Annotated in this window: 11 protein-coding genes; 7 read left to right on the top strand and 4 right to left on the bottom strand. The window is 27.0% G+C overall.

Translation table 11 applies throughout. From position 1 onward, the window contains the following. Positions 1 to 24: 24 nt before the first annotated feature. The 4 genes from CLV39_RS01890 to CLV39_RS01905 are packed head-to-tail and all read left to right on the top strand — an operon-like array spanning position 25 to position 4,736. Positions 25 to 747, top strand: a complete 723-nt coding sequence (locus tag CLV39_RS01890; protein WP_121922530.1) for a hypothetical protein — start codon at positions 25 to 27, stop codon at positions 745 to 747. Between the two features lie 2 nt (positions 748 to 749). Continuing rightward, the gene (locus CLV39_RS01895; protein WP_121922531.1) at positions 750 to 1,301 is read left to right on the top strand and encodes a hypothetical protein; all 552 of its coding nucleotides are present in this window, start codon (positions 750 to 752) and stop codon (positions 1,299 to 1,301) included. Next, positions 1,298 to 3,334 carry a two-component system sensor histidine kinase NtrB gene (locus CLV39_RS01900; protein WP_121922532.1) on the top strand — a complete coding sequence of 679 codons (2,037 nt, stop codon included), beginning with the start codon at positions 1,298 to 1,300 and terminating at the stop codon, positions 3,332 to 3,334. Before CLV39_RS01895 ends, CLV39_RS01900 begins: the two co-directional genes overlap by 4 nt. A gap of 1 nt (position 3,335) precedes the next feature. After that, positions 3,336 to 4,736, top strand: coding sequence for a sigma-54-dependent transcriptional regulator (locus CLV39_RS01905; RefSeq protein WP_121922533.1), 1,401 nt, complete (start codon positions 3,336 to 3,338; stop codon positions 4,734 to 4,736). Here CLV39_RS01905 and purH read toward each other — a convergent pair. The 4 genes from purH to CLV39_RS01925 all read right to left on the bottom strand — a co-directional run bounded on the left by purH (position 4,726) and on the right by CLV39_RS01925 (position 9,363). Further along, a complete protein-coding gene (gene purH / locus CLV39_RS01910; RefSeq protein ID WP_121922534.1) occupies positions 4,726 to 6,276 on the bottom strand; it encodes a bifunctional phosphoribosylaminoimidazolecarboxamide formyltransferase/IMP cyclohydrolase in 1,551 nt (516 codons plus the stop codon). The genes CLV39_RS01905 and purH overlap by 11 nt on opposite strands. A gap of 39 nt (positions 6,277 to 6,315) precedes the next feature. Then, the gene (locus tag CLV39_RS01915) at positions 6,316 to 7,158 is read right to left on the bottom strand and encodes an SIR2 family NAD-dependent protein deacylase (RefSeq protein ID WP_121922535.1); all 843 of its coding nucleotides are present in this window, start codon (positions 7,156 to 7,158) and stop codon (positions 6,316 to 6,318) included. A 153-nt stretch (positions 7,159 to 7,311) separates the two neighbouring features. Further along, positions 7,312 to 8,712: an MBL fold metallo-hydrolase RNA specificity domain-containing protein gene (locus CLV39_RS01920; protein WP_245960276.1), complete on the bottom strand. Its 1,401-nt coding sequence runs from the start codon at positions 8,710 to 8,712 to the stop codon at positions 7,312 to 7,314. 12 nt (positions 8,713 to 8,724) lie between these two features. Then, positions 8,725 to 9,363: a sulfite exporter TauE/SafE family protein gene (locus CLV39_RS01925; protein WP_245960277.1), complete on the bottom strand. Its 639-nt coding sequence runs from the start codon at positions 9,361 to 9,363 to the stop codon at positions 8,725 to 8,727. A 171-nt stretch (positions 9,364 to 9,534) separates the two neighbouring features. Between CLV39_RS01925 and CLV39_RS01930 the strand changes: the two genes are divergently transcribed. The 3 genes from CLV39_RS01930 to CLV39_RS01940 are packed head-to-tail and all read left to right on the top strand — an operon-like array spanning position 9,535 to position 14,657. After that, on the top strand, positions 9,535 to 10,524 hold the full coding sequence (locus tag CLV39_RS01930) for a ribonucleotide-diphosphate reductase subunit beta (protein WP_121922536.1): 990 nt from the start codon (positions 9,535 to 9,537) through the stop codon (positions 10,522 to 10,524). Positions 10,525 to 10,546: 22 nt separating this feature from the next. Beyond that, positions 10,547 to 12,253 carry a DUF7487 domain-containing protein gene (locus CLV39_RS01935; protein ID WP_121922537.1) on the top strand — a complete coding sequence of 569 codons (1,707 nt, stop codon included), beginning with the start codon at positions 10,547 to 10,549 and terminating at the stop codon, positions 12,251 to 12,253. A 16-nt stretch (positions 12,254 to 12,269) separates the two neighbouring features. Then, positions 12,270 to 14,657, top strand: a complete 2,388-nt coding sequence (locus CLV39_RS01940; RefSeq protein WP_121922538.1) for a ribonucleoside-diphosphate reductase subunit alpha — start codon at positions 12,270 to 12,272, stop codon at positions 14,655 to 14,657. Positions 14,658 to 14,698 lie beyond the last annotated feature (41 nt).

Raw genomic sequence — 14,698 nt, forward strand, 5'->3', positions numbered from 1 at the left:
ACTTAAATTTGGTTGGGATATACTATGATAAATAAAGTCCCTAAGGAAGAGCTAAATGCTCTTTTTGAAGAAATCTTTGATAATAAGAATATAAATCTAAAATCAACAGATCTTAAAAAGAAAGATATAAAAGGTTTATATAAATTTTATGGATATAAACTTAAAAGCATATTTAATAGTACTTTAGCAGATATGAGCTCTATTCCTATTATTATTAAAGACTTTACTATAAGTAATTATGACAACAACGTTAAAAAAGCTTTTTTAGGAATAGATTTTGAGAAAAAGTATAGAGTATTTTTTGATATTGATGAACAATTTATTAAAAATATTGAAAATTATTCAAAAAGTATTCAACTTGAAAAAAACTATCCTCTAAGAATAGTTCAAAATATAATAGAAAACTTAGCAGATAATCTTTTAAAAGAGATAAATCTAAATTCAGAAAAGCTTTCAAATCCATATACTCATTTTTTTGATCAAGAAGTAATTGAATTTAAATATGAATGTTTTTTAGAAGATAAAAGTTCATATATAAGTATATATTTAGAAAAAAATTTTCTAGAAAGTGAAGTTCTTGGTAAATGGATTTATTCAAAACCAACTTCTCAAGAAATAATTAAAATAAATAAGCTAAAAAGTTTATTAAGATTTGATTTGGAAATTATTTCTCAGCCAATAAATATAGATTTAACCCAAAATAATATAAAATTATCAGATATGAAATTTAATATACAAATAAAATAACTATGGATTTTGAAGAGAAACTAAAAAAAGAATTTAATATAGAAAAAATAAAAGAAGTTGAAAATTTATCATTAAATGATGAATACTATCTTATAAAAAATAAAAATAATAAACTTTTCATAAGAACTGATTTTTTTGTTTCTCAAATATTTTCAAAAGGTTCAAAATGGGGAGAAAATCTTTTTAAAAAGCTTTTTAATGAAGAAGTAGAAAGTAATGATATTGTGGAACAAATTAATGTTTTAAGTGGATATTCTATAGATATAGATAATATAGATAATGCTATTATAATAGAAACAAAAGCAAAGTTTAACAAAGAGATAAGGAAAGAAAAAAAATTAAAGCAATATCCAGATAAATTAATTATAAGAGCTTTAAAAAAAAGAGTTTCATTAGAAGAGTTAAATAAAATCGGTTCTGGAACAGAATTTATTCTTTCAGAAGATAATAAATTAGAAGTAGAAATATTAGATGGTAAAAGAGTTATAGCAATAGGAGAGCTAAAAAAATTAAAAGATGGTTACTCTTTAAATATTAAAGAGGTTGTTGAATGATTTCTGTTTTTATTGGTTTATTTCCATGGATTAGTTTATTTTTAGTTTTAAGGTATTTAAATATAAAACCTAATCCAAGGATTATTTTAATATTTCTTATTTATTTATTGTCTTTGTTTTTATTTATAGATAATCAAGTAGCTATTTTAAAATTTGTTTTAATATCTTATTTTTTATTTCTATTTTTAGAATTAAATAAAAATTTAGATTTTAAATATAAACTTATTGCTATATTTTGGTTTGTTTCCTTAGGAATATTAACTTATTTTGAACATAAAGAGATAAATCTTGAGATATTGATACCTTTAGCTATTTTAACTTTATTTCTTAAAAGGTATAAAAACATTACTGATTTTTTAAGTTTTAATCTAATTAATATTATCTTGATAATCTCATATTATATTGATTTATCTTTATTTTTAGTTTTTTCTTCTATTTATGCAATATATCTTATTACTGATTATATTTTCACATATAAAAAAGAGCTTGAAAAGGAAAATTTAGAATATAAAAAATTGCTTGATAGAGCTATAAATACAGAAGTTCAGAAAAAAATATTTCAGATTGATGAAGATATATCAATTACCTCTAAAAAATTGAAAGAAATTTTCAAGCTAAGTAATTATACAGTATCTACAACAGATTTAAATGCTATGGCTGAAAGGGCAGTGGAAGGATTATTAAGTCTTGGATATACTGGAATTGTAATTTCTATATTAAAAAAAGATATTTTTAAAAAAGGGGGATTTTTCCCAAATTTTAAACAGTTTCAAGAAATTAAAGATATATCAAATTTAAAAAAATTAATAATTAATGAAGAAGAAAAATATATTTTACTTCCATTTAAAGTTGGAGATGAGATTTTAGGATTTTTAGCTGTTTATAAAAAAGAAGGTATACTTCCAAAAGAAACAGAATATTTATCAACATATGCAAACTCAGTAGCAATAGCAGTTGCAAATATTATTCATTTTGAAGATTTAATTAACTTAGAAGAACTTACTTATAAAACTTTTGAATCCTTAGATATAGGAATAGCTGTCTTAGATGAAGATTTGAATATACAGATGGCAAATAAAGCTTTTAGGAATATGGCTGTTAATGAAGATAAAAATAATGCAATTGATATAATTCCAACTTTAAAATATTTAGAAAAAGATTTAAAAAATGTAATTTCTCAAGCAAAACCTTTTGAAACTGTTTTATCTTCTATAAATAAAAAAGGATTTATATATAGGATAAAAGCTTTACCTCTTCATATAGAACTTCCTGAGAAATCAAAAATAATACTTATAATAGAAGATATTACAGAGAAAGAAAAATTAGAAGCACAACTTGTAGAAACAGAAAAACTTGCAGTAATTGGAAAAATGGCAGCTGTTTTAGCACATGAAATAAAAAATCCTCTTACTGCTATATCTGCATCTGCATATAGAATTAAGAAAAATGGAGAAAAATTAGGGAATGAAAAGATTATTGAGCTTTCAGAAAAAGTGGAATTTCATTCAGATAGAGCAAAAAATATTATAGATAGGGTTTTAAATTATTCAAAACCTTCTTACTATAAATTAGAGAAAATCAATCTGAAAGATATTTTAAATCAAACATTAGAATTTATAAACCATTCTATTAAAGGTAAAAATATAAAAATCAAAAAAAATATCAGAAAGAATGTATATGTTTATGGAGATAAAAATTCCTTACAGCAAGTTTTCGTAAACCTTATAATGAATTCTATAGAAGCTATACAAGATAAATCTAAGGATGAGTTAGAAGAAGGTATAATAGAAATAAATCTTGATAGAGAAAATGATAGATATGCGATTGTAAAAATAAAAGATAATGGTATAGGTATACCTGAAAGTATATTAGAAGATGTTTTTGAACCATTTTTCTCTACAAAAGTAGAAGGTACTGGGCTTGGGCTTTCAGTTGTAAAAAGAATTATTACTGATCATGGTGGACAAATTTTTGTTGAAAGTAAAGAAGGAGAAGGTACAGAATTTATAATAAAACTACCAATAGAGGACTAATATGAAATATAGAGGAAAAATTCTTATAGTAGATGATGAAGAAGATATATTAATCCTTTTTAAAGAGATTTTAGAAGATGAAGGATATAAAGTAGATACTACAACCTCTGCCAAAGAAGGTTTAAAGATTTTAGAAGAAAATATTTATGAACTTGTGTTGTCTGATATGAAAATGCCAGAAATGACAGGAGAACAGTTTTTAGAAGAACTTAGAAAATTTAATAAATTTACAAGCTTTGTAATTATGACTGCTTATGGAACTATAAATAATGCAGTAGAATGTATGAAAAAGGGAGCTTTCCATTACCTTACAAAACCAATAGATTTTAATGATCCAAAAGTATGGAAAATTATAGAAGAAGCAGTGGAAAAATCTAAAATATTACAAGAAAAAATGAAATTAGAAGAAGAGCTTAATAAAATTAAAAATAAAACAAATTTAGATTATATTATTACTCAAAATAAACAGATGCTTGATATTATCAATTATGTAAAAAAAGTAGCCCCAACAGATTTTACTATTTTAATAACAGGAGAAAGTGGAACAGGTAAAGAACTTTTTGCTAAAGCTATCCATGATTTAAGTCTAAGGAAAGATAAAAAGTTTTTACCTATAAACTGTGCAAATATTTCTCCAGATATAATGGAAGCAGAATTTTTTGGATATAAAAAAGGAGCATTTACAGGAGCTGATACTGATAGGAAAGGGTTATTTGAACAGGCAGAAGGAGGAACTGTTTTTTTAGATGAGATAGGAGAAATTCCAACTAGTATACAAGCAAAACTTTTAAGATTTTTACAAGATAAAGAAGTAAGAAAAATAGGAGATACAGAATCTAAAAAAGTAGATGTAAGGATTATAGCTGCAACAAATAAGAATTTAACCAAGCTTGTAAAAGAAGGAAAATTTAGAGAAGATCTTTACCATAGACTTACATCATTCCATGTACATCTTCCACCTTTAAGAGAAAGAAAAGAAGATATTCCTATTCTTGTATTTCATTTTATTAATAAATTTAATGAAAAACTTAACAAAAATATTAAAGGAATCACACCGGAAGCTTTAGAAATTTTATTAAATTATGAATGGGAAGGTAATGTTAGACAGTTAGCAAACATTATAAATCAGGCTTGTGTCTTTGCAGAAGATTATATAGATGTTAAAGATTTACCTGAAGAAATTAAAAACACAGAAAAGACAGATTTTATCTTTGATTATAATAAAGCAAAAGAAAAATATCAGAAAAGTTTTATGACAACATATCTTAAAGTTTTATTATCTATTACAAAAGGTAATATATCAAAAGCAGCAAGGATGGCCAATATAGAAAGGCAATCCTTGCAAAAACTTTTAAAAAAATATGGAGTAAATCCTGAAGAGTTTAGAAAAACTAATGTTTAAAATGTCTCATCCCTGTAAATATCATAGCTATACCATGCTCATTTGCAGCTTGAATAACCTCTTCATCTCTTATTGAGCCACCGGGCTGGATAATTGCTTTTATTTCATATTTCGCCGCTTCATCTACACTATCTCTAAACGGGAAAAATGCTTCTGATGCAAGAACACTATCTTCTAAAGGTAAATTAAATTCATTGGCTTTTTTAATAGCAGTTTCTAAGCTATCAACCCTTGAAGTTTGACCTGGACCAATTCCAATAGATGCTTTATCTTTTACAATAACAACAGAGTTTGATTTTACATGTTTTACAACTTTAAATGCAAAAATTAAATCTTCCATTTCTTCTTCTGTTGGTTTTCTTTCAGTAACTACTTTTAAGTCTTTATAAAGCTCTAAATCTCTATCTTGAATTAAAATGCCTCCAGATATTCTTCTATAATCAAATCCTTCAGGTTTTTTATCAAAATTTTTAATTTTTACCAGTCTTAAATTCTTCTTTTTAGAAGATAAAAACATAAAAGCATCTTTTTCAAAATCAGGAGCAATAATAACTTCTAAAAATATTTTAGAAATTTCTTCTGCTGTTTCTAAGTTTAAAGGTTTATTAAATGCTACAATTCCACCAAAAGCAGATTTTGGATCTCTTTTTAAAGCTTCAATATAAGCTTCTTTTTGAGAATTTCTTATTGCAACTCCACATGGATTACTATGTTTTACAATTACACAAACATTTTCTTCACAGTCAAGCTCCTTTACAAGATTTACTGCACCTTCTACATCAAGATAATTATTAAAAGACATCTGTTTTCCATGTAAAACTTCACTTTCTGCAATAGAAAGTCCATTTTCTACAGGAGAAATATAAAGACTTGCTTCTTGATGTGGATTTTCTCCATATCTTAAAATTTCTTTTTTTCTAAGTGGAATTGAATACTCCTCAGGGAATTTTTCATTTATGCCAAATTTTTCATTTAATACAGATGATATTATACTGTCATAAACTGCAGTATGTCTAAAAGCTTTTAAAGCTAAATTTCTTCTTGTTTCTAATGATGTTTCTCCTTTTTCTTTCAATTCTTCTATAACTTTGTCATAGTCTTTAGGACTTACAATAATAGTTACAAATTTATGATTTTTAGCAGCAGCCCTTACCATAGCAGGGCCGCCAATATCTATATTTTCTATAATTTCATCTAAATCAGCACCTTTTTTAACAGTTTCTTCAAAAGGATAAAGATTTATAGCTACTATATCTATTGGTGTTATTTTATGTTCTTCAAGCTGTTTCATATATTCTGGATTATCTCTAACTGCAAGAAGACCACCATGAATTTTTGGATGTAATGTTTTTACTCTTCCTCCCATTATTTCAGGAAATCCTGTAATTTCTGAAACCTCTATAACTGGAATACCACTTTCTTTTAATACTTTTGCTGTACCAGATGAGGATATAATTTCATAACCCAGATTAACAAGCTGTTTAGCAAACTCAACAACTTTTTCTTTATTAGATACAGAAATAAGAGCTCTTTTTTTCAATTTATGCTCCTTATTAATTTTTATAGAGATATTATTATATCAAGATAATATCTTTCTTATTGCTTCAAGACCACTAAGAGGAATAGATATATGCTTAGAAGATGGAATATCATAATCTCTTGGATTTATTCTTATTAAAGTAGCATCAAACTCAGATGCTATTTTTTCAGAAGTTAATCTAACAGTAGGAACCGCTTTTCCTGCACCTATTTCAATAATTGAAAGATTATATCCTTTGTTTTGTATCTGATTTAACCATATCTCAAATCTATATTCTTGACTTTCTGTTCTATAAGGAATCCAGTCCCAATCTCCAAACATTAATATGTTAGGCCTTGCGATTTTTCCACATTTTTTACATTTTGGAAGTGGAGGGATAGCTTTAAAACTTTCTTCATCTATTTTTATTTTAATATTGTTAGCTGACCAAATTTCATCATTACAAGGAATACTACATTGTAAATAATGGATACTTCCATGAATTTCAACTATTTTTTTCTCATCAAAACCTGCCTTTTGGAATTGACCATCTACATTTGAAGTAAATACAAAATATCCACCTTTTTTAGCAGTTACAAAATCTTTTAAAAGATAAAACCCTTCATGGGGTTTTGTTTTCCTATAAAGATTTAATCTATGACCGTAAAAAGCCCAAGCAAGCTCTGGATCTTCTCTAAACCATCTTGGATTTGCAAGCTCTTCAAATCTAAGTCCTAATTTTTTAGCAATTGGATATGCCTTCCAAAAACCTTCTGGACCTCTAAAATCAGGAAGACCAGAATCAACTCCCATTCCTGCTCCAGCTGTTATCAAAACAGCATCTGATTTCCTTAAAACATCTTTAGCTTTTTTTATATTTTCTTCTAAATCTTTCTTATCCATTAGACTCTTTGTAAAGATATTTTTAGTTGGGAAATTCTAACATAATCGTATAAAAAATTTGAAATCTAATCTGAGTAGATTTTTTTAATAATTTTATCAAATAGGGAGGTGTTTTTTCATGAAGCTTTTAATTATGGAGTTTTTGCCTCTTTTTTAAATAAATATTCCTTCTCCTTTTTTTACAATATGAGCTTTCATATTTAGTTCCTCTTTTATTTTTTCTTTAAAAATTTCCATCACTTCCTTTTCTCCATGTACTATAAAAATATTTTCAAGTCCTTTTATATTTCCAAGCCAATTTAATAATGTTTTTTGATCAGCATGAGATGAAAATCCATTTATTGTATAAATTTTAGCTTTTACTGCTATCTCTTCTCCGTAAATACGAACTGTTTTAGCTCCATCTATTATTGCCCTTCCAAGAGAACCTTTTGTTTGATAACCTACAAAAATTACAGAGTTTTCTTCTCTCCATAGATTATGTTTTAAATGATGTTTTATTCTCCCACCTGTACACATTCCACTTCCTGCAAGTATTATGGCTCCTGAAGCAATATCATTTATCTTTTTGGATTCTTCTACTGTTTGAGTAAATTCAACATTTGGGAATATGAAAGGATTCTCTCCTTTTCTTATCATCTCTTTTAGTTTTTCATTAAAAAGTTGAGGAAATTGTAAAAATATTCTTGTTGCAGATATTGCAAGAGGACTATCTAAAAATATTCTTGCATTTGTTGGAAGACTTCCTTCATCATACATCTTTCTTAAGATATATAAAACTTCTTGACTTCTCTCTAAAGCAAATGTTGGAATTACTACATTTCCACCTCTTTTTAAAGTATCAATTATAGCTTGTTTAAATTCTTCAATGCTTTTTTCTAAGCTTTTATGATTTCTATTTCCATAAGTACTTTCTGTATAAACAGAAATTGCATAATCTTCATCTTCAAGAGGATTTATAATTAATTTTTCTTTTAGTCCTAAATCTCCAGAAAATACTAATTTTTTGTTAACTCCATTATCTTTAATAAATATTTCTACAAAGGTAGAACCTAAAATATGTCCAGCATTTTTAAATTTAATAGTTATATTATCATTAATACTTAATTTTTGTTCATAATCTAAGGTTATTTTGAAAAGCTCCATAGCATCATAAACATCATCTTCATAATATAAAGGAGGTTTTACATCTTCTGGTCTTCCTCTTCTTAACGCTTTTTTGTATTCTGTTTGATATTCTTCAAGCATTACTTTTGCAGAATCAAGTAGCATAATTCTCGCTATTCTTTTGGTTGCTAAAGTTGTTATTATTTTTCCTCTAAAACCTGCTTTATACAGCTTTGGAATTCTTCCTATATGATCTATATGTCCATGGGTAACTATTAGATAATCAACATTTTTAGGATCAAATCCAAAAGGCTCATAATTTAAATCTTCATTTTCACCTTGAAACATTCCACAATCTACTAAAATTCTAGTTTTACCAACTTCTATTAAATGGCAAGAACCTGTAACCATTTCTGTGGCACCATAAGATCTTACTAAAATGGTCATAGAAAACCTCCTTTAATGATGATGCATAATTCCTAAAGCTCTAATTATTGCAAGTATACCAAATAAAATTACAATCAAACCACTACTACTGGCAAGTTTTTTTCTTAAAGGTGGGCTTAATTTGTTAAAAACAAAACTTGAAAAAAACATTGCAGGAATAGTACCTATGCCAAAAAGAACCATAAATATAAAGCCTTTTACTACACTTTTTTCTAATACTGATTGAAGTAGCATTGCATAAACTAAAGGACAAGGTAAAAAACCATTAAACATTCCAAGAAAAAATGGATTTTTCCTAAATTTTGATAAAATCTCAGCAATAGTTGTAAATATTAAGTCAAGACCTGGAACACCTTTTTCTTTAACTCTTCCAAGTATTTGAAGTCCAAGAATTATCATAAAAATTCCAAGTATTAAAGATAAAGCTTTCTGAAAAAGTTGAAACTGCAATGAATGGAAAAACATTCCAATATATCCAGCCACAAAACCAAGAAAACCATAAGTAAAAATTCTACCTATATTGTAAAGTAGATTTCCTATAAACCAATTTTTATACTGGATTAAAGGAGGTATAAATCCACACATTCCAATACAGTGATATGAGCCTAAGAATCCTGCAAGAATAACAAGTATGTATTCCAATATTATCACCTTAAAAATTTATTGTTAATTTTTATGTTAAATTAAATTTACCACAGAAAAATAAATAATGATAAAAGTTTAAAGATACTTCCTAAAATTTTAATGAAAAAAAAGATTGACATACTATATATAGTGGTGTTAAATTAAAAAAACACAATATATAGTATAAGGAGGCCCAAAATGAAGAATTTAAAATTTATCGGAAAAACATCAGTTAGAGATAATATAAGACTTACTGAAAATCCAAAATACCCAGTTTTTAAAACATTATACACTAAACAGAAAAAAGCAGTATGGTTTCCTGAAGAGCTTAATATTCAACAAGATGTCCTTGATTATAAATCACTGACACCAACAGAAAAAGATTTATTTGAAAGTGCAGTTGGATACTTTGCATCATCAGAGCTTTTAGTACAAAATGTTTTAGGAAATGGATTTTTCCCAGTATTAACAGACCCATATGCAAAGATGTCTTTTACTGCACAGATGTTTATGGAAGATATTCATTCAGACTTTTTTGAAATAATAATAAACTCATTTGATATGGATAGAAAGAGAGTTTATAACATAACCCTTGAAGATAAACTTTTAAATGAAAAACAAGAGCTTATAATTAGAGCAGTTGATAGAATTACATATGGAAAAGCAGATCCAGACACATTAGAAGGTAAAAAACAGATTTTAACTTCTATACTTTTAAATAATATTATCCAAGAAGGCTTGTTCTTCTATTCAGCATTTGCGCATTTCTTTGCAATGAAAGATACAGGAAAAATGAAAAATATAGTTTCAGGAGTAGAACTTGTATTAATAGATGAATCTTTACACCTTCAAAACGGAATAGAAGCAATATTAACAATAGTAGAAGAAAATCCAGAAATAGTAGATGATATAAAATTTGTAGAAAATATAAGAGATACAATAATAGATGCAGTAGAACTTGAACTAAACTACTTAAAAACTAAATTCGGCGGCACAACAATATTTGGAGTTTCTTATAAAGAATTAGAACAATATATGAAATACATAGCAGACAGAAGACTTGAAGAACTTGGCTTTGACCCTCAATTCAAAATAGATAGAAATCCACTTAAGTTTTTACAAAAAGAAGATGTCAAAAAATTAACAAATTTCTTTGAGGTATCAAGTACTGAGTATACTAATTTCTAATAACTTCAAAGAAGTTAGGTAAATGGATTTATTAATACTTGCTAAACAGCTTACACCAAGAGGATTAGGGATAAAACTGTCTAAAAATCCAAACTTAAAAAAAGAACTTTATAAACTTACTAGTTTTCTTCCTGAAGATATACCACAGTCTATTAGAATATGGTGCTTAAAAAATGATATATTATCAGAGGATAAAGTTCCTAAATGTCCTGTTTGTGGTAAGCTTCCTGCTTACTCTACGGGACAGTTTAGAACATACTGCTCAAAAAGATGTGCTCAACTTGATAAAGAAAAATTTTTAAAAAAGTATGGTGTAGAACATCATTTAAAGCTTGAATCAGTTAAGGAAAAAAGAAAAAAAACTGTTCTTCAAAAATACGGAGTAGAAAATATAGGAATTATTACAAGAGAAAAAGCAAAAAAAACAACATTAAAAAAATATGGCGTAGATAACTATACAAAAACAGCAGAATACAAGATAAAAGCTAAAAAAACTTCTTTAAAAAAGTATGGAACAACTCATCCTATGAAATCTACGACTATAAAAGAAAAAGTTTTGGTAGCTTTAAAGAAAAATAGAAAAGAAATAACAGAAAAAACTAAACAATCATTATTAGAAAAATATGGTGTAGAAACACCTATGCATATTCCTCATGTAAAAGAAAAAGTATTAGAAAATTACAAATATAAAGTATGGGAAAGATTATTAATAAGACTAAAAAAGCATAATATAAAACCTTTGTTTGATTATGAATTTTACAAAAAGATAAATGTAAAAGATAGAAATAGATTTCCATTTTTATGTTTAAAATGTGGTAATAAATTTTTAGATCATTTAGACAATGGAAACATTCCTTTATGTCCTGTATGTACAAAAACTCAAACAAAACCTGAAAGAGTAATAACAAAATTTTTAAAAGAAAAATCAATAAGATTTGAAACAGGAAATAGAAAAATTCTAAAGTCTCTTGAAATAGATATTTATGTTCCAGATAGAAAAATAGCTATTGAAGTAAATGGAATTTATTATCACACTTATGAAAATCTTATAAAACTTAGGAATTTATCACCAAAACAAGCAAAGAATTACCATAGACTAAAATGGATTTTAGCAACAGAAAAAGGTATAAGAATAATTCAGTTTTGGGATAGTGAGATTATTAACAAGAAAGATATAGTTTTTAGTATTATAGGTTCAGCTTTAGGGTTAAATAAAAAGATTTATGCTAAAAACTGTAAAATAGAAAAAATAGGAGAAAAACAAGCTTATGAATTTTTTATAGAAAATCATATATATAATCAACCTATCTTAGCTAAAAATTATGCTTTAGTTTTTAATGGAGAAATATTACAAGTAATATCTATTGGAAAAGCAAGGTTTGGACTTGATGGATACGAGATTTATAGAATAGCTACTAAAAACGGATTTAATGTTATTGGAGGAACTGGGAAACTAATAAAATATGTTTTAAAAGATTTAGCTATAAAAAAACTTTACTCTTATGTTGATTTAAGACTTTTTACAGGAAAAAGTTTAGAAAAGTTAGGCTTTAAAAGAATAAAAATTACAAAGCCTGATTATTACTATACAAAAGATTATATAAATCTAGTACAAAGAGAATGGTTTATGAAATCTAAAACAGGTATTTCTGAAAAGTTATTTGCAGAAAAAAATGGATATAAAAAAATATATGGTGTAGGTAATGCTTTATATTTATTAGAAACTTAAAAAGGAGGTTTTTTATATGCAAAGAATAGTTGTAAAAAGGGATGGAACAGAAGAAAAATTTCAGATGAAAAAACTTATAAATGCAATATTTGCACTTTTTGATGGTATGGATCTACCTGATGACTGGGAAATAGCATTTAGAATTGCTAAAGAACTTGATTTAAAGATACCTGAAAGAGTTACAACAGAAGAGCTTGATTTTTTAGTTTTAAAAGCTATAGAACAGTTAATACCAAATCATTATATTTATGATACTTTAGCAACAAGACAGCTTAAAAAGATAATAAATAGAAAGATAGAAAGAAGATTTAAATCTTTTAAAGAAGCTCTTGAGTATGGAGTAAAAGAAGGATTATATAAAGAAGATATTTTAAATTTTGACTTAAATAAAATAGAAAATGCTATAGATTATTCAAGGGATGATCTTCTTGATTATTTTGGACTTACTACATTAAAAGATAGATATTTTACAAAAGACAGAAATGGAGAAATTATAGAAAAGCCTCAATGGTTTTTTATGAGAGTAGCTCTTGGAATAGGAAATAATGAAGAAGAAGTAATAAAAATCTATAATAAAATATCAAAACTTGAATACTTACACTCAACACCTACCCTTTATAACTCTGGAACTATTACACACCAGTACTCTAGTTGTTATGTAAACGTCATAAGTGACTCTCTTGAATCAATAATGGATAAAGCTAAAGAAACTGCATTTTTAGCAAAATATGCAGGTGGTGTTGGAACAGATATTACAAGAATAAGAGCTACAGGTTCACCTATAAAATCTTTAAATGCAAAATCTTCAGGAGTAATACCTTTTATAAAAATATTTGACACAATTGTAAATGCTATACAACAAGGCGGTAGAAGAAGAAGCTCACAAGTAATGTATATACAACCTTGGCATATGGACATAGAGGCATTTTTAGATTTAAGAGAAACTACAGGAAATCCTTACTTTAGAACGCCTTCATTAAATACTGCTCTTTGGATGCCTGATGAAATTATGAGAAGAATAAAAGAAGGAGAGCCTCTATATCTTTTTGATCCAGCAGAATGTCCAGAACTTGTTGAATCTTGGGGAGAAGACTTTGCTAAAAAATACAATGAATGTATTAAAAAAGCAGAATCAGGCCAATTAAGATTATGGAAGAAATTAGATTCAAGAGAATGGTTTAGAAGATATTTATTTAAACTTGCAAAAACAGGACATCCATGGCTAACATTTAAAGACAGACATAATGAAAACAACCCTTGCCCGCAATATTCAGTTATAAACTCTAGTAATCTTTGCAGCGAAATCTCAATTCCGAATTCACCGGAAAGCACCGCAGTGTGTACTTTAGCGTCTGTTAATCTCGCTAAACATATAGATAAAGAGAAAAAAGATATAGATTGGGATAAATTGAAAGATACCATAGAAACTATGGTATTAGCCCTTGACAATATTCTTGATAAAAATTTTTATCCTTCTGAAGAATCTAAGAAAAATACAATGGACTTAAGACCTCTTGGTATTGGATTAATGGGATTTGCAGAAACCCTTGTAGAACTTGGAATTGCCTATGATAGTGATGAAGCAGTGCAGTTTGCAGAAAAAGTAGCTAAATTTATGAGAGATACTGCTTATGCAAAATCAGAAGAGCTTGCAAAAGAAAGAGGCCCATTCCCACATTATGAAGAAATGAAACAAAAAGGAAATCCATATCCATATCCACCAAGAAGAAATGCAGTACTTCTTGCAATAGCACCTACAGCATCTATTTCTATAATAGCAGGAACTACATCTTCTATAGATAGCTATTTTTCTAATGTTTATTCAAGGGATACCCTTTCAGGTAAATTCATAGTTGTAAATAAACAGCTTATGAAAAAACTTGAAGAACTTGATATGTGGAATGAAGAAATGGCAGAAAAAATAAAAGCAGATGGTGGTTCTATCCAGTATATAGAAGAACTTGATGGAAAGATAAACAAAGAACTATTTAAAGGAGCTTATGAAATTCATCCAAAAAGACAGATAGATATAGCAGCTGCTTTCCAAAAATATATAGATCAAGCAGTTTCAAAATCTATTTATATAGAAGAAGATTTAAGAGATGATATGTTTGACATTTACATGTATGCTTGGGAAAAAGGTTTAAAATCAACATATTATTGCTTTATTGATAAAACAATTAAAGGAGAAAAATATACTCAAAAAGTAAACAAAAGAGGCACAAGAAGAGGATTTGGATTAGTAAAAGAAAGAGTAAAAAATCAGGAAGAAGATATCCAACATCTTGAAAAAATGGCAAGAGAAAAATACGGTGATGAAGTAGTAGATAAAGTAAAATCAGGGAATATAGAAGCTTGCCCAACAGACCCACTTTTAAATAAAATCTGCCCAAGTTGTGAATAAAAAGAGGGTTTTTATAGCCCTCTTTTTATGGGTTAGGAAAA

This window comes from Hydrogenothermus marinus (assembly GCF_003688665.1).
Taxonomy (GTDB): Bacteria; Aquificota; Aquificia; order Aquificales; family Hydrogenothermaceae; genus Hydrogenothermus; species Hydrogenothermus marinus.

Excerpts from the sequence above, each read along its gene's own strand:
- CLV39_RS01900 (WP_121922532.1), top strand. The coding sequence starts at position 1,298 with ATGATTTCTGTTTTTATTGGTTTATTTCCATGGATTAGTTTATTTTTA.
- CLV39_RS01920 (WP_245960276.1), bottom strand. The coding sequence starts at position 8,712 with ATGACCATTTTAGTAAGATCTTATGGTGCCACAGAAATGGTTACAGGT.
- CLV39_RS01935 (WP_121922537.1), top strand. The coding sequence starts at position 10,547 with ATGGATTTATTAATACTTGCTAAACAGCTTACACCAAGAGGATTAGGG.
- CLV39_RS01940 (WP_121922538.1), top strand. The coding sequence starts at position 12,270 with ATGCAAAGAATAGTTGTAAAAAGGGATGGAACAGAAGAAAAATTTCAG.
- CLV39_RS01890 (WP_121922530.1), top strand. The coding sequence starts at position 25 with ATGATAAATAAAGTCCCTAAGGAAGAGCTAAATGCTCTTTTTGAAGAA.
- CLV39_RS01905 (WP_121922533.1), top strand. The coding sequence starts at position 3,336 with ATGAAATATAGAGGAAAAATTCTTATAGTAGATGATGAAGAAGATATA.
- CLV39_RS01915 (WP_121922535.1), bottom strand. The coding sequence starts at position 7,158 with ATGGATAAGAAAGATTTAGAAGAAAATATAAAAAAAGCTAAAGATGTT.
- CLV39_RS01930 (WP_121922536.1), top strand. The coding sequence starts at position 9,535 with ATGAAGAATTTAAAATTTATCGGAAAAACATCAGTTAGAGATAATATA.
- CLV39_RS01895 (WP_121922531.1), top strand. The coding sequence starts at position 750 with ATGGATTTTGAAGAGAAACTAAAAAAAGAATTTAATATAGAAAAAATA.